We start from the raw sequence: 16,647 nt of genomic DNA, 5'->3' as shown, positions 1-16,647 counted from the left end.
TGCGGCCGCCATTGCGCGGCCGCATGTTTGATAAACCGCCGGGAACCGTGTAATTTCCCGGCCAGGGAACACAACACACCACAGGCGGCAACGCCACGGGGGACTTATGAAGAAGCTTACTTTGGGGCTTGCTGTCGTTGTCGGGACCATTCTGGCCGGCGGGGCACAGTCTGCCGATCTCTCCACCGGCGATTATTGCCCGGTGGCCGGGAATGCCAAACTTCTCACCATCGAAAACAATGCCACCCTCACCAATGAGGTCGTCCGCCTCATGGATGAGGCCGTCGCCGTTGCCGACAGCCCGCAATGGATCAATTCGGGTCGCCCCGCCTTCGTCTGGGCCTCCGAGGCCAAGGTCGCCTGCGGCAAGGCCTATGGCTATCTCCAGTCCGCCTATCGGGATGAGGACTATCTGAACAAGTGCGAGTGTTTCCACTCGCGCATGGTTCGGTACATGTATTGATCTGCCGTAGATCCGGGTGCCTGGTGTCCCGATGAGAGTGTCTTCCGAGCCGTTGCTGCGCCCTGAAGCAATTTCAGGACAAGTGGAAACCGGTTTTCCGTCCGGAATTGCGCGAAAACGCTCTGGTGACTGTGTCTTTTCGCTCGCGCGTCTGACGCGGCCTCTTGCCGTCTGCGCCATGCTGGCTCTCGCCGCCTGCCAGTCATCCGGCGTGGAAGACACGCTCAACGTCGAAGACAGCAAGGTTGCATCCTCCGCAGCCGGGCTTGAGACCATCGGCTCCGGGCCCGTGACAATCGGCATGATCACCGGGCTTGCAGGCGCCGCGCGCGCCTCCGAACGCGATTACCGTGATGGTGCGAAGCTCGCCGCACAACAGCTTGGCGGAGATGCGGTCACGCTGGCCATCTACAACGCACAAGCCAATGCCTCAGGCACGAAAACTGCGGTTGATGCGCTCGTCGAGCGCGGCGCGAAGATCATCATCGGCCCGGCGCAGGCCGGTCTTCTGAACGCCGTTCCATCGGGCGGCAATCCGCCTGTGGTGGCGTTCGTTACCAATGGCGCTCAGCGCAAGAACGGCGTCTTCGCCTTCCTGTCCGACGCGGTCGACAGCAGCATCGAGGCTGCGGCCTACGCCATTGGCGCGGGCCGCAGGAAGATCGTGATCGTTCACGCTGCGGATGCAGATCAGGCCAGTCTTGCGCGCCTGCGTTCCGGTATTTCTGCCAAAGGCGGCACGGTCATCGCAGACATTCCGGTCTCGGCCAATTCCACGGGCGAGCTTGCATCCAGAGCCGCGCAGCTTCAGGGGGCGCAGGCCATCGTTCTTGCCCCCGGCCTGCGTTCGCCGGCAGCCACGCTGGCGGGGCTTCGCGCCACCGGTGCATTGCCGGCCAGCGCGCTCATCCTCGCCACGCCCGACTTTCCGCCCGGCCCCGCAGGCGCAGGCGTTCTCATATGCCGTGTCGACCAGCTGGCCGTCGGCGAGATTACCGAGCGCTTCCGCACCGAATTCGGCAGGGCCATGTCGCGGGATGCGGCCTATGGTTTCGATGCGGCAGCCCTCGCCATCGGCATCGCCCGCGCCAGAGGGGCTGCCGGGCTGACAAGCGGCACGCTCACCTCGCGCTCCGGTTTCCGGGGCGTGCTTGGCTCGTTCCGCTTCTCGTCATCGGGCGCGGTCGAGCGCAACTGCTCCATCTACCGGGTGGAGGGCAATGCCTTCAAAATGCATGATCCTGCGCCCAACGGTTTCTGATCTTGGCCTTTTCTTGCCCTATACCAAAGGGGCCAATTTGCAGCAGAGCACACTGTTCTGTGATGAAAGGACGCCGGACATTCGTAAGCGGTGTGTTGCCGCCACATTGCCCTGTCAGCGCTGATCTGTGATCGGCTTTCCATGGATGAGCAAAGGGAGTTTCTCCATGGAGACTACACTGGAGATATTCACGGCTGGGAAGACCTGTCGTGGGAGACGTCGCGATTGGCCTGATGAGACAAAGGCCAGGATCGTTTCGGAAAGCCTGCGCCCGAACGTGACAGTGAACGAGGTTGCGGGCCGCTATGGGCTGCAGCCGAACCACCTGTCGTCGTGGCGAACGATGGCACGACAGGGCAAACTGGTGTTGCCTGCGCCTGAAGAGGCGCTGGAATTCGCCGCGATGGTCGTGGAGCCCCTGCCGCCGAACCGCCGACCAAAGAAGTCAACCGTCCCGAGATCATTGTCGGCCCTGTCACTATCAGCGTGGAGGAAGGCGCATCGACCGCCCGGGTCGTGGCTGTTGCACGTGCGCTTGCAACCTCGGCATGATCTTTCCATCAAACCGCGTGCAAATCATGGTAGCGACGAAGCCTGTGGACTTCCGCAAGGGCCATGACGGCTTGGCGGCGCTGGTGAAGAACGAGTTGCGCAAGGACCCTTTCACTGGAACGGTGTTCGTGTTCCGGTCACGCAAGGCGGATCGGTTGAAGCTGATCTACTGGGATGGCAGCGGTCTTGCGATGGCCTACAAGCGACTGGAAGATCACACCTTCACTTGGCCGGGCATCAGAGATGGCCTGATGACATTGGGCCACGCTCAGTTCGAAGCGCTGTTTACGGGCCTCGACTGGCGACGCGTTCGCTCCGTGGAAACGAGAGTACCGGTGGCCATTGAATAGCTGCGGCACGATGACTCGTGTGGCAAATACCAAAGGCAATTCGAAGCGGGATTTGGTAGATTCCCGCCATGCTGAACGCCGCCGATCTTCCCGATGATGTTGCCGCCCTGAAGGCGATGCTGATTGCGGCGCGGCACATGCTGTGAGATCGTTCTGTATCCGTCCAGAACTCGCCGGTTCATAGTCAATTTGCATCATGAGTCCTGTGCGTGGCTCCGCTAGACCGGTTTCTGGCCCTGTCGCTACGGTCCGTTTCGGTGGATCTGCGCGGGCTTTCAGGGTGGGAATTCGGTTGGAAGCCGTTCAGGTGAAGAGGACAGTGATTTGACGACGAACAATGTCGCCAGAAAAATCGGGCAATTCGCGATTGAAAATGAGGAGCGACGCAGCCGATGCCAGGGGCCGGCTCTGCTTTCGATCAATATCGCCGCGTTGTGTCTTGTATCGATTGGCGTGACACCGGCGTTGGCGCAACAGACAAGTTGGACAGCGGGGTCCGCCGTCAATCAGGTCAACTGGTACGACAATGCAAACTGGGATTCCGGAAGACCGGGAACTGGCTTGAATGCGTTCATCAAAATGCCGGCGGGCTCCAATATGCCGATTATCAACGGGGGCACAGCTCTCGCTGGCGATATCTATGTCGGTTCCGATGCATCAGCTTCGATTGGGGACGGAAGGCTGATCATGCAGAACGGTAGCATCCTCAATTCTGACGAGGGATACATCGATCACAACGCCAGTGCGGGAAACAATAACGGTGTGTTCGTCTCCGGCGCGCAGTGGAACAATTTGCAGCTGGTGGTTGGTAATTTGAACCACGGCCTTATGCAGATCACGAATGGCGGTAAGGTCACCAGCGACATCGTTAGCGGAGCCGGACTGTCGACTGGCGGAAAAGGTGAAGTCATCATCACCGGACCGGGCTCACAATGGTCGATCACGAATGGCGACCTAAAACTCGGAGGCTCTGGCGAAGGGGTCATGAAGATCGCCAATGGCGGCAAAATGGGGGTCAAATCGGGGGCGGGTACCTTGCTTCTCGCGGAGTATACTGGTTCGTTCGGCGGCTTGGCCATCGGGGGTATGCAAATGACCCTGCCGAGGCAGCAGGCACACTGTCCGCCAGCAAAATCGAGTTCGGAGACGGCACGGGCAACCTGCTGTTCAACCACACCGACACGGGCTACGTTTTTTCGCCCGATATCTCCGGGGTTGGAACCATCACCCATATCGCCGGGGAAACCGTTCTTACTGGCGATGGGGGCGGGTTTAGTGGGCAGGCGCATGTGATCGGCGGCCAGTTCTATGTCAACGGAGCACTTGGTAACGGGTTTGGTGGTGACGTAACCGTCTACAGCAATGGCACTCTGGGCGGCACCGGCAATGTCGTCTCTGCGACCATTCGGTCCGGTGGCACACTGGCGCCGGGCAATTCCATCGGCACGCTCAACATGTTCTCGGCGACCTTCGAAGGCGGTTCGTTCTATGAGGTCGAACTCAAAAATGGCGGCTTTGCTGCTGGAACACATAACGACCTGCTGGACAGCACAAATGTCACGATCAACGGCGGCACGGTGCACGTAACACCTGAGAACGGAACCGATGACGGTTCGACCTATACGCCGGGCACTTACACCATCGTCACATCTGCGAATCCGTTGGTGGGAACTGGCTTCGACAATGTGACGGACGGTTTCGCCTTCCTCGACTTTACGGACACCTACGACGCCAACAATGTCTACCTGACTTCGACGCTATCCGTGACGCCTGTGACGGGCTTTTGCGTGTCAGGCATGTCCGCCAATCAATGCGCGACGGGTGATGGCGCCTTTTCGCTGGGCGCGGGAAACAGTGTGTATGATGCGGTTCTGCCGTTATCCAACGCGGAAGCACCCATCGCTCTCGACCGGCTTTCAGGCGAGGTCCACGCTTCGGCGAATACCACACTTCTTGATGACAGCCGATTTCCCCGCGAAGCGGCGATGGGTCGGATGCGCATGGCACTGGGTGGCGTTGCTATCGAAAATGATGCCCAAGACAGAGACTCTCTGACCCCAGGGGTGTGGGGGCAGGCTGTTGGTTCGTGGAGCCAATGGAATGGCGACGGAAATGCCGCCGGTCTCGACCGCTCCATAGGCGGAATCCTGATGGGTGGTGATGCGTCGGTTTGGGAAGATCTGCGCTTTGGCGTGTTAGGAGGCTATTCTCGCTCGAGCTTCAGTGTCGATGATCGCAGGTCCTCCGGCACGGTCGATACATACACACTTGGTGCCTACGGGGGTGGGGAGTGGGACAGTTTCACCCTGATGGGCGGTGTGGCCCATAGCTGGCATAGCCTCGATACATCACGGACGGTGACGTTCTCGGGTTTCTCAGACAGTCTTTCTTCTTCCTACAGCGCCCGAACCCTGCAGGCCTGGGGGGAGGCGGCTTACAGTCTCGAAACGGGCTCCGCCCGATTGGAGCCTTTTGCAAATCTGGCGTATGTGAACCTCTCCACCGACGAATTCACCGAGACTGGTGGGGCAGCGGCTTTGACCGCGGCGTCTGGCACTGTCGATGCGACCTTCACGACGCTCGGCCTGCGCGCTGAAGCCGATATGATGCTTGGGGATATGGATGCCACGTTGCGTGGCATGGTCGGTTGGCGTCACGCATTCGGTGATGCGCCGACCTCGCAAATGCGGTTCGCTTCGGGCGGCAATGCTTTCACCATTGCTGGTCTGCCTTTGGTGCAGGATACTCTGGTGCTCGACGCCGGGGTGGATGTGAGCGTTACCGAGAGGGCCACTCTTGGTCTTTCCTACGGCGGGCTGTTCGGGTCGGGCCTGCGGGATCAGTCGGCCAAGGCCACCCTGAGCGTCCAGTTCTGATCGTAGGGCCAGAGCCAAGTCCTTCTCCCAAGAAACCTGGTGGAATCGAACGGCAGCGCCTTTCTGGTTGGTGGAAGGCGCGCTGTACGGGGAGGAGTAGAGGTCGGTTGCGAAAAGGCCGTTTGCCGTAGTTGTCTTTAACCCCCACAGGCGCGTGGCTGCTGAGGAAGGCCGGTGCCAGGCGCGCCTGCTCAGCGGGTGCTTTTCCGCACTGTTTACATGTGAGGAACACTTGCCTCATGATGCGCTTGCACCACGAGACGCACTTGATCATTCGCCCTGGGGGAGAGGGATTTGAAAGACCGGCTCGAGACGCTGACCATGCTGGCCTATGGGGCTGCACTGGACGACAGGAAGTGGGGTGCATTTCTTCAGGCGTGCTCGGACCTGGTTGGTGGTGGTGTGCGAACCTGCCTGTTTGGCTACGACATGGAAGCGCGAATAGAGTTGGGTGCGCGCCAGTTCGGATATGATCCTGCATTCGAGCAGTCCTACGTGGATTACTATTCCGAGAAAGATTTTTTTGCTGCACGACTGATGAAGCATGGGGCGGGCGAGCTTGTCGCATATGAGGATGTCTGGAGCGAGGCTGGCTTGCGCGGCACAGAGTTCTATCACGACTGGGTGCGACCGCAGGAGGATATCACCGGTGGGTGTTCCGTCTTGCTGTTCAAGCAGGACAAGCGCCTGTTCGCTTTCAGTGGCAGCATACGTTCGCAGGATTCCGAGTGGCTGGAGACGCCGTGGCAGCAGATCGTCAGGCATCTGACACCTCATCTGCGGCAGGCGTTTGAGGTGGCGCGGGTTCTGGCGAGCGCGGACCTGGAAAAACGGGCGCTGGTCAATGTGCAGGACCCAGCCGCAGCAGGCTGTATCGTGCTGACGCGTGATCGCCGGATTGTGTTCGCCAATGCAAATGCTGAAGCGATGCTCTCCTCGGGAGAGGTCATCCGCAGCGATTTTCGTCAACGGCTGGTGTTTCGCGACGCTGGATGTGAGGGGAACTTCGCGCATGCCCTTTCTGGAGGAGCGACCATGGAGCCGCAGACCTTGCGTATCCATGATGCTGCAGGTGGGGCGGATATTGTTTGTCGGATTGCTCCCATCGGGCCGGGTGATATCGGCCACAGGCCGTCCGGCATACTGTTCGGTCGGGAAGAACCCCGATACCTGCTGACCATCGCGCGTGACCACCTCGTGTTCGACGCAGCAGCGCAAATGCGTGGCAGGTTTGGTTTAACGCCGCATGAGACGCAGGTGGTTCTTCATGTCGCCTCTGGCCTTTCAGCAAGGGAAATCGCTGAGGTCCGTGGCACGAGCGTCTACACGGTGCGAAACCAGATCCACAGTGCAATGAGCAAGATGGACGTGCGTCGACAGCCCGAAATCGTCCGCATCATCGAAGCAATGCGCAATCCGCTTTTTCAGTGAGCGATGGCGGTGGCATTCATGGAGCCACGGCTTCATGTCGGCGCATCACCAATGCTCTCAGACTGTACTGAAGCCTGAACCAGTCATCTGACGAAAGCACCAGTTCTGGCTATTGGCAGATGACCAGCTTTCTATTGGTCGGGGTGTCTTGGGCGGCGAGGTGCCGCCGCCCAAGGCGTGGACAATACCTGAGCGGGCGGGCACCCGCTCCATTCAATCAGAACTTCACGGCCGTGTGGAACGTAAAGGTGCGACCTGGGGCATACACCGGATCGATGCCACCACGGTTCGAACTGGCGGCGAAGCCTGTGCGCTCATAGTAGGTTTCGTTGAACAGGTTCTCGACACCGACACGAATGGACATGTTTTCATAGGATGGCGGGGTCCATTCGGCATAGGTGTTGACCACTGTATAGGCAGGCTGGTCGTAGAAACCGGCGGCGGTGGCCGCATCGTCCGAAATCTTGCCAGCCCAGGTCAGTGATGCGCCGAGCTTCAGATTGTAATCCGGCATTTCGTGATCGATGTAGAGCGTTGCCATGTCGCCGAGCGGCATGAAGGTTCCGCTGTTGGGGAGCACTGACGCGCCGGACGCAGTAACTTTCGCTTTGGTAAAGGTCGCGCCGATCCGTGTGTTTTCCCAGCGATAGCCGGCGTTCAGTGTCACGCCGCGCGAGCGGAACTCGTTTGGATTGTTGTGCAGGGTTGCACCCGAACCCCAGCCATATTCAGGCAGGCCGTCGATACGGGTGTCGAACAGGGTCACGCCGGCATTCCAGTTCTCGCCACCGAAGTTCGCGCCGACCTTCAGGTTCTGCGCCGTTCCGGGGCTGAAGCCGGGATCGGTGGAGAAGCTGTCGTCACGGGCGTGGACATATCCGTAATCACCGATGACATAGCCGAGCCAGGTGCGGGACGCGCCTGCAAACACCTCGAAATGGTCGTTGAACTTGTAGGACAGGGTTGCGTTCACGCTGGCGCCGCTGTCGGAGAACCTGTTGTCATCCCAGTCGGTGAAGCGGTGTCCGTCATAGCGCGCGCCGGTCGACAGGTTGAAGCCGTTGTCGAACTCGAAGCGGCCCTGCGCGAAGACGCCAAGCTGCAGCGTTGAAAACTCGCGATAGCGGCGATTGTTATTGCCGTAATTGTCGGTGAAGTAACCGTGCCGTCCGAAGTCTACGCCGGCGGTGATGTTGCCATTGTCGAGCGTGAAACGGTTCTGAAACTTGCCGCCGAACAGATCCTCGTCGAGCGCCATGTTGCCGTTGGTGCGGTTTTGATAGTTTGGCCGCCAGTAGTCGTTTTCGCTGTAATAGACCATCACTTCCGGGTCCCACATGTCGGTGGGGGCGGTGGTCGTGTATTTCAGGTTCACGGCGTCCCGTGCCACTTCGAGCGGATGAACCGTGTCTCCGGCGAGACCCATGTTCATCTTGATCAGGCGGTCGGCCTTGTCGCGGCTGCGCTCATAACCGAATTCGAGGCGGTGACCTTCGGCTTCGTAACCCAGCTTGGCGAGCACATTACGGGCAGCAGGTTCGGTGCCCAGAATTTCCACGCCATCGCCGTTCTCGTAGTTCTTCCCGGTCGCGCCATGGGTCATCACGAACCAGTCGAATCCTTCGTAGCGGCCATAACCGGCGGCGCTGCCGGAAAGACCGCGCCCGTTGGTGCCGTAGGAAAGGCCAAGGCGCGCGCCGAGATTTCTGCCGTCCTCCAGCAGGTCGAGCGCGCCAACGGTTTCGTAGCGGATGGCTCCGGCTGCCGCGCCGAATCCTGAATCCGCGGCTGCAGCGCCGGCCTCAACCTCAACCTGTTTGAGGAAGACGGGGTCGACGACATTGGAGCCCGTGTGATGCCAGCTCGTTGCGGTCTGCGGGACACCGTCCACGGTGACGGCGAGGTTTGACTGCTCCATGCCGAGAACGTGAATGCGCCTGGAGGGACCGCCGCCGCCTGAGACGCTGACCGAGGATTCGCGCGAGAACAGTTCCGAGACGTTAGACGGTTGCAGGATTTCGAGATCTTCCTGGGTGATGACGGTTCCACCCGTCGCCTCGATGTTCTCCTCGCCCTGGCTGATGACCGTGATCGTGTCGAGAAGGGTCGTGCCCTGGCCTGCGTCCTGCGCCTGTAGCGCGGATGCGAGAGCGAGCAGGGAGACACCGGTGAGCGGCAGTACCCGCGGTAACGTCATTTGCTTTCCTCGTTAAGTGCCGGCCGTGAAGCGCGTAGCCCCCGCTCTGCGGCCGCAGGTCAGATATGGACGGGGCGGGCAAAATTCGTTGTCCGAGCGCGCATATGTCGTGCATTCGGCATCTTCGAACTTCATGTACCCGGCCCCTGAACACTGTCTCCGGCAGGGTCCGCACCGCTTGTTGACCGCAGGTAGTCACCGGGCGTGGACTTGCTTCTCACCGGGATGCAGCATAATCTTGAGAAGATTTGTCATGTATAGATTTGGCCGGGCTGCGAAGTCGAGCCGGAAGCGTTTCGCGGCAACCGCAATGTCTTAGGCGCAAACGGCGCGATGCATTGGCTGGAAGCAGGTTGCGGCATCAGGGGCATCGAATGCAATACACCTCACATGAGCTCTTTGTCGGTGCAATCGAGGGAGTGCCGAACTGCACAACCGAGACGCAGGAGCTGGAAATCTGGCCGAAATTCATGCTCATGGTGTTGTTGCAGGGCGCGCAGCACTTTGCGATCGACGGTACTCTTTTCCACATCGGTGCTGGTTCGGGGGAGACGGAGCCGCCGGTCGTCTTCATGCTGAACGTGGCCAGGGACAGCAGGCTCCGCTTCTTCAATGAAAGCGAGATGCCGCTGAACAAGGTGATGATCTCGGCTCCTCTGCCGTGGTTGAAGCGGTTGTTTGACACGCGGGACGTCGAGCAGAGATCCGTTCTTCAGGACTTCTTCAGCGCGCATCTCGCGCATTTTTCTTTCGAACCTGGCAAGCACATCCTTCAACTGGCGAAGAAGATCATGAGCCCGCCACCGGCGCTGAAGGGCGAGTTGCGTTCGCTCTATCTCCGGGCGCAGGCGCACGACATGATGTGGCAGTCGCTTTTGGCGATGCTTGCGGAAAGGAAGGAAAAGGCACTGCCCGCGCCGGCGCTGATGAGCCTGCGCCAGTGCGAGCGCGTGCGCGAATTCATCGTTGCCAATCTGGACAAGGATCTCACGACCGACCTGATTGCGCGGGAAGTGGGGTCCAGCGCCTCCACCCTGCAGCGGCATTTCAAGGCGCAGTTCGGGATAACGGTCTTCGATTTCATCAGGCAGGAAAGGCTGGACGCAGCGCGTGTGGCGCTGACAAGTGGCGGCATCCCTATATCCCATGCCGCTCACATGGCCGGCTACAACAGCATTTCGAGTTTCACAACCGCGTTCCGAAGGGCCTATGGGGTGACCCCCGGCCAGGTTCGCGTGTGAACGCGTTATGCGACATCTCGAATGCGGGTTGCTACCGAACTCGGCTTGCGAAAATCCGTGACATAAAAGGAGCCGGCGCAGAAGGCCGTTGAGGACATCGGTTTGCAGCGTGTTGTAAGGCCAGGCCCGGGGCGAAATCAGCGCATCGGACCGAAAACGCTTTCTGCATTTCGGTCCGATGCTTATCAGGAGTTCAGATTGTCCATCGCGCGTCCGAATGGATGCTCGGCGACTTATGCCTGCGTATCAGCCAGAACGTGAACGTTGTAGATCTCGTCAGCCGGCAGGGGCAGGAGGCGTTGCGCCATTTCTGATTTCAGCGCTTCATGGCGCGTGATCTCTTCGGGCGACTTGTCTTTCTTCGCGCCCAGCACCACGAATTCTTCACGAACATGGCCTGCTTTGATCGTGGCTTCGGCAGTGCGTCCCCGATAGCTGAACCGGAACAGATACGGCCCCGGCAGGTCTGAAATGACGTCCTTGCCGCCGATGGAACGGTCGACCGTCAGACGATCATCGGTCAGCGCGCGTGTCACGGCTTCCAGCGCATCCCGACCACCTGGGCCAGAAAAGGCTGTCAGGATGGAAATCTCTCTCCGTTCGACAGGTCCATCCGACAGGAGCGGAAAGGCAGCCTGCATGGCTTTCAGGCCATGCACCACCCCACCGGGGAATCCGCCGCCATGAAAGGTCAAAAGCTGGTCGAAAGTGAAGGTAAGTTCGGTTCCGTTCTCAAGAACGGTAATCTTGTCATGCATTCAGATAGTCTTTCAGGTTGGGAATAAAGCGATCAAGAAAGCGCGTGGTGGCAGGCATGAAGTGTGAGCCATGGTGGAAAAACGGGTCCAGCGACGAAACAATCATCCGGCCGGGTGTGGTAACCGTATCCTCGTAGAGGATCGCGCGATCCTCACGGTCGGTCGCCAGCACATGCGCGCCTTCAGGCGGCCTGAACCAGCCATGCAGGTGCCAGGTCAGATCCTTCCTGCCGATGCCGGCCAGCAAGGCGTGGTCCGGGGCCGTGATGGACACGCCGAGATCTGCTCCCGTTTCAAGCCACCACCACCAGTTGGTTGGAACCGACGTGAATTCAATGCCGGGCATCCAGAGATCGGAGCGGCTTTCGCCAAGTGCAACAACCGTTCCGCCTGCCTCAAGGTGGCGTAGCACCACATCGCGCTGTTCGATCATCCTGTGCGCCGGCGTACGACATGGCACCCACAGGGCATCACTCGGCCGCAGCTCATCTGCCAGCGTCTCCGGGGCGCAGACAACGTCAAATGTGTCTGCGTAGCGTGGGCTCTCAAGGCTGTGGATGTGGTAATAGGTCCCTGATGAAGACGCTATGAGGCGACGCTTCCTGCTCTGCGACGACTTCATCCCGCTATAGGTCTCAGCCGGCGCGAGTTTCGTCTCCGCCTGCGATGCTTTGGCAGCAAAAACCGGTGCTGAAAGGCATGCACCGCCGCCCGCCCAGTCGATTATGCGCCGGGCAAGCTGCGGAGAGAGCCCCCATTCGCGCCCCATCGAGCCCAGGTCATTGCCGGAATGGGAAAAGACGCGGCCACCTTCCGGCCGGCTCCAGACCCAGTCGACCGGCACATGCGTGGAACCAAGCCCGTTGATGACCATCGCGCCCGGCGGTGGCGGGTTGCAGCCTCGGCCATAAAACCCGGCAACGCCCTTGTTGGTTTCCAGTTTTTCCAGATCGATGCCATCGAACAGCGGGTGCCGATTGACCGAGATCAGATCGAAGTCGGCACGCTTTGGTTGGCAGATCGGTCGATACCGGGAAAGGCCGTCGATCAGCGGTCGCACCATATGACCATTGAAAAACCAGCGGCCACCGGCATCAAGGAATGCTGTGAGGGCATCCCTCATCGTCATCATGGCATTCTGGTCGAGCTGGTTGCCGGTGATCAGCCCCTTGTGCGCCAGAAGTGCGCCGGGCGTAAGCTCATTCTGACGAACAATTGAGACTTCACCCCGGGTAGCTGCATCAAGAACCGCCTGTGCCGGTTCCTCGTAGGTGGAGTGCAGGTAGAGAACACTCATGCGGCGGCCTCGATGCCTGCGAATGTGGGAACGATGGCCTGGCGTTGCGCACCGGACGGGGCGTCGACGTCGACCCAGCACATGGGCACACCGTAGAGTTCAGAAAGCCGTGCGGGTTCGATCATCTCTCGGACAGGGCCGTGTACTTCCTGGCCGCCAGGCATCATCATGAGAACGTCGTCGGCCGCTGCCAGCGCATGATTGGGATCATGTGTGGTGAACAGGATCGCCCTGTCCCGCCGCTCACGCAGCCCATCGAGCAGTTCAAGCGTTCGCGCCTGATTGCCGAGGTCCAGCGCTGATGTTGGTTCGTCGAAGACCAACGCCGGTGAGCCCGTCGCCAGTGCACGGGCGATGAGCACCATCTGGCGCTGCCCGCCCGACATTCGATCATAGCGCAGATCCGCCAGATGGCTCGCGCCGATTTCGGACAAGGCTTCAAGCGCAGCCGCACGGTCCTGCGCCTGGGGCTGGCCGAACAGGCCCAGGCGATCAGCGCGGCCCATTATCACCACTTCGGCACCCGTCATCCTCGCCTGCGATGCGCCGTGCTGCGGCACATAGCCTGTCACCCGTGGCGCATTCCTCGTGCCCCCCGAGAGAGGCTGAAACCCCAGAAGTGCGCGCAAAAGCGTGGTCTTTCCCCGTCCATTGGGGCCAAGCACCGCCATGGAGCGCCCCACGGGCACTTCGAAGCTGATGTTTGTGAAAAGAGCCCGGTCGCCAAAGGAGACCGTAGCATTCTGCAAACCGATCATGCCCGGTTCACCTCCTTGAAATGACGCCGCAGCAGGAATGCAAATACGGGCGCTCCGATGAGGGCCGTAAGGACGCCAAGCGGAATTTCAGCCGCTGTCAGCGTGCGTGCGAGCGTGTCGATAAAGGTCAGATAGGCCGCCCCGAGAAGGGCAGAGGCAGGGATCATGACCCGGTGATCCTCACCGACCAGAATGCGGGCTGCATGCGGGACCACCAGGCCGATCCAGCCGATTATGCCGGCAACAGCAACGGATGTGCCCGTCATCAGCGCTATTGCGATGAAGACATACCAGCGCTCGCGGTCTGGATTGACGCCAAGAGCGCGCGCTTCCTGTTCCTCCAGCGCAAGAAGGTTCAGCCGGTAACGCATAAGCCAGATGAGAAGCAGCCCAAGCATCATGCCGGGAACGGCAAGCCACAGGCGCGGCCATGTCGCGGTCGAGAAAGAGCCCATCAACCAGTAGACGATCGCCGGCAATGATGTGTTGGGATCGGCGACGAACTGGACGATGGACACGAGCGCAGCGAAAAGCGAGCCAACGATCATGCCCGATAGAATGACGGTGATGATTTCCGTACGGCCATTGATGCGGGCGAGCAGTCCAACCAGAACAAGCGCCACCAGACCCAGAGCGAAGGACATGCCGAGCAGGATGACGCCGGCATAGCCAAAGAGGATGGCCAGTGCGCCGCCGAAGGCCGCACCCTGGCTGATCCCGAGCACCTGCTGCGATACAAGCGGATTGCGAAAGACACCCTGCAGCGCTGCGCCGCCAACCGCCAGTGCTGCCCCCGAAAGAGCCGCCAGAAGCACGCGTGGCAGGCGCACGAGCAGCACGATGCGCTCATCCATCTGCTCGATGGACGCGGTTGGATTGGTCGCCGCAGCAAACAGGATTTGCGCGATGCGCGGTGTGTCGACGGAGAAACGGCCAGCGCCGATTGCAAACAGGAGCGATGCGATGAGCACGGCGATCATCACGCCAAACACGCCTGCCTGAAGGCCGGCGACATTGCGTCGTCCGGCCTCCCGGGTAATGAGGCTCATTGTTACTGCGCCCTGAACTGGGCGTAGTTCGCCGTCTCACCCTGTGTGTTCAGCCGAAGGATATCGTCGATGTCCTGTTCGGTCAGATCATAGCCGTACAGTTTCTGATACGCATCCTTCATCTCCGCGCGCAGATCGTACTGGAACACCTGCGGGTGGAGCAGGTTGGCAAGCCACATCCAGGTGAGCGGGCTTTCCTGGTTCGGCGGGTCCCAGCGGTAGCCGCCAAGCGGCATCTTGTAGACGCGTCCGTCCTGCGCTGCATTGGTCAACGACAGGATGGGATCGTCGTGGATGCGCTCCAGATCGAGATCGGCTTCGAAGCTGTTCAGCAGGATCACGTCGGGATTCCATTCGGCAATCTGTTCCGGGCTGATGGTCACGCCATTGCCTGCGAGGTCGGCCGATGCAGAGAGCCCACCTGCCAGTTCGATATAGAACGTGTTGTAATTGCCCTTGGCGCCTGAGGCTTTCATGCTCTCGAGCGCACGCAGAAGATAAAGCACTCTGGGCTTGTCAGTTTCGGTGATTGCTTCGGCCCTGTCGGCCATCTCGGTCGCCACTTCTTCGCGCCAGCGGGTGTTGGCCTCGGCGCGTTCGGGCTTGCCCATCGCTGTTGCGACCATAGACTGATACTGGCGGGCCTTCTCTTCCGTTCCATAGGAGATCAGAAGCGCGTTCAGACCGGCATTGGTAATGGGGTCTACGTAGTCGGCCCCGCGACCGGCCCACTGAACCACCAGATTGGGGTTGGTCGCCGCGAGTTCCTCCACATTGGGAATGAAGTTCGGCGCCGTGATGTCGGAGGGAATGTTCTGAGCTTCAGGAAAGATCTTTCCAAGAATGCCCTGCATGATCGCGCTTTTTGCGGTCGGGTTCATACCGGCCAGCTTCGACGTACCGCCATCCATCGCGATGATTGTCGAGGCCATCGGGATGGGGATGGAGGCGATCCGTTCCGCAGGCTTGTCTAGCGTGATGGTGCGGTTTTCGTGATCGATGATGCTGATCGGTTCCGCGAGGACACTTCCAGATAAGCAAACGGATGCGAGCGCCACCACGCCACCGAGCGGAAATTTCAAGCAGGACATTGAGGACTCCAAAAACTGGATAAAAAGAGGAAGGTTTTTGGATGCATATAAATATGATTTAGAATGTCAAGTTATATTCTGCTTCTCTGGAATGGTTCGTTCGAGGATTTGAGTGAACGCGGGAACGATTGATGAGACTGCTCTGACTGGCCCGCAGGTCGGGATCGGGACGGACATGAAGCGCAGATGCGTTGCGGACCTTTCATGCGGCCCGCGAACTGCAGGCGTGAGCTTTTCCCCTGAAAAGTCCGCGAGTTGAAGCTAGCGCGTTCTCAAATTGACAAGTATGACCGAATGACCCGCGCAGAGAACATCACGTCACCGAGGTTTTCTCGCTGACGTGATGTCCCTTGCGGTGTCAACAAGAGTATCAGGCGTCCCGGGGCGCGCCGAGGCGGGCGCGGTGCGGTGCGAAGAGGCAGGTCAGACCCAGGATGATGCCTGATACCGTGGCGATCATGCCAGCGGCACTGACTGCATGCTCACTGCCAAGCCACAACGGTCCGTAACCGGCCAGGACATAGCCGATTGTTGCTGAAAGGGTCGCGAAGACGACGCTCCACAAAACCTGGATTTCCAACCGGTTGGTCATCAGCCGGGCCGCACCGGGCGGGCAGATGAACATCGCGATGACGATGATCGACCCGACGGCGTCGAACGCCGCAACGGCAGCGACTGCGGCCGTCACCACAAGCCCGAAACTGAAGGCCGTGGTTGGAACGCCGATCGTGCCGGCGAAGCCCTCATCGAAGGTAGAGAGCTTCAGGGGACGCCAGAACAGAACCGTTAGCAGAGTGATGACGAGTGTCACGACCGCCATGCGCGGCAATTCCGGAGGCAGATCGGCCAGCGCCGCAGCATCCGTAAGCGACTGCCAGCCATCGGCGGAAAGCCAGATCAGGCTTTCCAGATTGCCATAAAGCGCGTGCTGAACGTCGAGATGAACGGTGCTCGTGTCGCTCTGTTCGAGCAGGAGAACACCGCCAGCAAACAGCGAGGTGAATGCAACCCCCATTGCTGCGCCAGGTTCGATGCGCCCCAGCCGCTTGATGAGCTCAATGAGAATGACGGCGGCTACCGCAGCGCCGGCGGCACCGAGCATCATCGGCCATGTGGTGATGGAACCGGTTATAAGGAAGGCGACGACGATGCCGGGAAGAACGACATGGCTGATGGCGTCGCCGATGAGAGCCTGCCGGCGAAGGATGAGAAAATTGCCTGGCAGTGCGCAGGCAATTGCTGCGAAGATGCCGATCAGAAGCGGTGTCAGGCTCAACTGAACAAATTCGGAACCCATGAGTAGGAAGTCCTTTGAATGCAGAC

General features: G+C 59.9%; 15 protein-coding genes. 8 read left to right on the top strand and 7 right to left on the bottom strand.

What is annotated here, in order from left to right:
- The first annotated feature begins 106 nt into the window (after nucleotides 1-106).
- The 7 genes from DEJ54_RS00350 (at nucleotide 107) to DEJ54_RS00325 (ending at nucleotide 6,933) form a co-directional block, all read left to right on the top strand.
- Nucleotides 107-463, top strand: coding sequence for a hypothetical protein (locus DEJ54_RS00350; RefSeq protein WP_113152804.1), 357 nt, complete (start codon nucleotides 107-109; stop codon nucleotides 461-463).
- A gap of 178 nt (nucleotides 464-641) precedes the next feature.
- Nucleotides 642-1,724: an ABC transporter substrate-binding protein gene (locus DEJ54_RS00345; protein ID WP_113155990.1), complete on the top strand. Its 1,083-nt coding sequence runs from the start codon at nucleotides 642-644 to the stop codon at nucleotides 1,722-1,724.
- A 145-nt stretch (nucleotides 1,725-1,869) separates the two neighbouring features.
- On the top strand, nucleotides 1,870-2,343 hold the full coding sequence (locus tag DEJ54_RS23125; protein WP_162742193.1) for a transposase: 474 nt from the start codon (nucleotides 1,870-1,872) through the stop codon (nucleotides 2,341-2,343).
- Nucleotides 2,273-2,626, top strand: coding sequence for an IS66 family insertion sequence element accessory protein TnpB (tnpB, locus tag DEJ54_RS23120; RefSeq protein ID WP_162742192.1), 354 nt, complete (start codon nucleotides 2,273-2,275; stop codon nucleotides 2,624-2,626). Before DEJ54_RS23125 ends, tnpB begins: the two co-directional genes overlap by 71 nt.
- A gap of 324 nt (nucleotides 2,627-2,950) precedes the next feature.
- A complete protein-coding gene (locus DEJ54_RS00335; protein WP_113152803.1) occupies nucleotides 2,951-3,919 on the top strand; it encodes a hypothetical protein in 969 nt (322 codons plus the stop codon).
- Nucleotides 3,916-5,502, top strand: coding sequence for an autotransporter domain-containing protein (locus DEJ54_RS00330; RefSeq protein WP_162742191.1), 1,587 nt, complete (start codon nucleotides 3,916-3,918; stop codon nucleotides 5,500-5,502). Before DEJ54_RS00335 ends, DEJ54_RS00330 begins: the two co-directional genes overlap by 4 nt.
- Nucleotides 5,503-5,796: 294 nt before the next feature.
- The gene (locus DEJ54_RS00325; RefSeq protein WP_245447641.1) at nucleotides 5,797-6,933 is read left to right on the top strand and encodes a helix-turn-helix transcriptional regulator; all 1,137 of its coding nucleotides are present in this window, start codon (nucleotides 5,797-5,799) and stop codon (nucleotides 6,931-6,933) included.
- A gap of 217 nt (nucleotides 6,934-7,150) precedes the next feature.
- Here the strand turns inward: DEJ54_RS00325 and DEJ54_RS00320 are convergent, their stop codons facing one another.
- The gene (locus DEJ54_RS00320; protein WP_113152801.1) at nucleotides 7,151-9,130 is read right to left on the bottom strand and encodes a TonB-dependent receptor domain-containing protein; all 1,980 of its coding nucleotides are present in this window, start codon (nucleotides 9,128-9,130) and stop codon (nucleotides 7,151-7,153) included.
- Between the two features lie 470 nt (nucleotides 9,131-9,600).
- On the opposite strand from DEJ54_RS00320, the gene DEJ54_RS00315 reads away from it, so the two are divergent.
- Complete coding sequence (locus tag DEJ54_RS00315) at nucleotides 9,601-10,371, top strand: AraC family transcriptional regulator (protein WP_245447768.1); 771 nt, start codon at nucleotides 9,601-9,603, stop codon at nucleotides 10,369-10,371.
- Nucleotides 10,372-10,604: 233 nt separating this feature from the next.
- Here DEJ54_RS00315 and DEJ54_RS00310 read toward each other — a convergent pair whose 3' ends face one another.
- From DEJ54_RS00310 to DEJ54_RS00285, 6 genes are all read right to left on the bottom strand, one after another.
- Nucleotides 10,605-11,129: a hypothetical protein gene (locus DEJ54_RS00310; protein WP_113152799.1), complete on the bottom strand. Its 525-nt coding sequence runs from the start codon at nucleotides 11,127-11,129 to the stop codon at nucleotides 10,605-10,607.
- The gene (locus DEJ54_RS23435) at nucleotides 11,122-12,426 is read right to left on the bottom strand and encodes a hypothetical protein (RefSeq protein WP_245447639.1); all 1,305 of its coding nucleotides are present in this window, start codon (nucleotides 12,424-12,426) and stop codon (nucleotides 11,122-11,124) included. Before DEJ54_RS23435 ends, DEJ54_RS00310 begins: the two co-directional genes overlap by 8 nt.
- On the bottom strand, nucleotides 12,423-13,184 hold the full coding sequence (locus tag DEJ54_RS00300; protein ID WP_113152798.1) for an ABC transporter ATP-binding protein: 762 nt from the start codon (nucleotides 13,182-13,184) through the stop codon (nucleotides 12,423-12,425). The genes DEJ54_RS23435 and DEJ54_RS00300 overlap by 4 nt, the downstream gene beginning before the upstream one ends.
- Complete coding sequence (locus tag DEJ54_RS00295; protein WP_113152797.1) at nucleotides 13,181-14,233, bottom strand: iron ABC transporter permease; 1,053 nt, start codon at nucleotides 14,231-14,233, stop codon at nucleotides 13,181-13,183. The genes DEJ54_RS00300 and DEJ54_RS00295 overlap by 4 nt, the downstream gene beginning before the upstream one ends.
- Nucleotides 14,234-14,235: 2 nt before the next feature.
- Entirely contained in the window at nucleotides 14,236-15,324 is a 1,089-nt protein-coding gene (locus DEJ54_RS00290) for an ABC transporter substrate-binding protein (protein ID WP_113152796.1), read from the bottom strand.
- Between the two features lie 370 nt (nucleotides 15,325-15,694).
- Nucleotides 15,695-16,621, bottom strand: a complete 927-nt coding sequence (locus tag DEJ54_RS00285) for a metal ABC transporter permease (protein WP_090327497.1) — start codon at nucleotides 16,619-16,621, stop codon at nucleotides 15,695-15,697.
- Between the last annotated feature and the right edge of the window lie 26 nt (nucleotides 16,622-16,647).

It is taken from the genome of Nitratireductor sp. OM-1 (assembly GCF_003296175.1).
In the GTDB taxonomy this organism is placed as follows: domain Bacteria; phylum Pseudomonadota; class Alphaproteobacteria; order Rhizobiales; family Rhizobiaceae; genus Nitratireductor; species Nitratireductor aquimarinus.
This window is presented reverse-complemented; position numbering and strand designations above follow the sequence as displayed.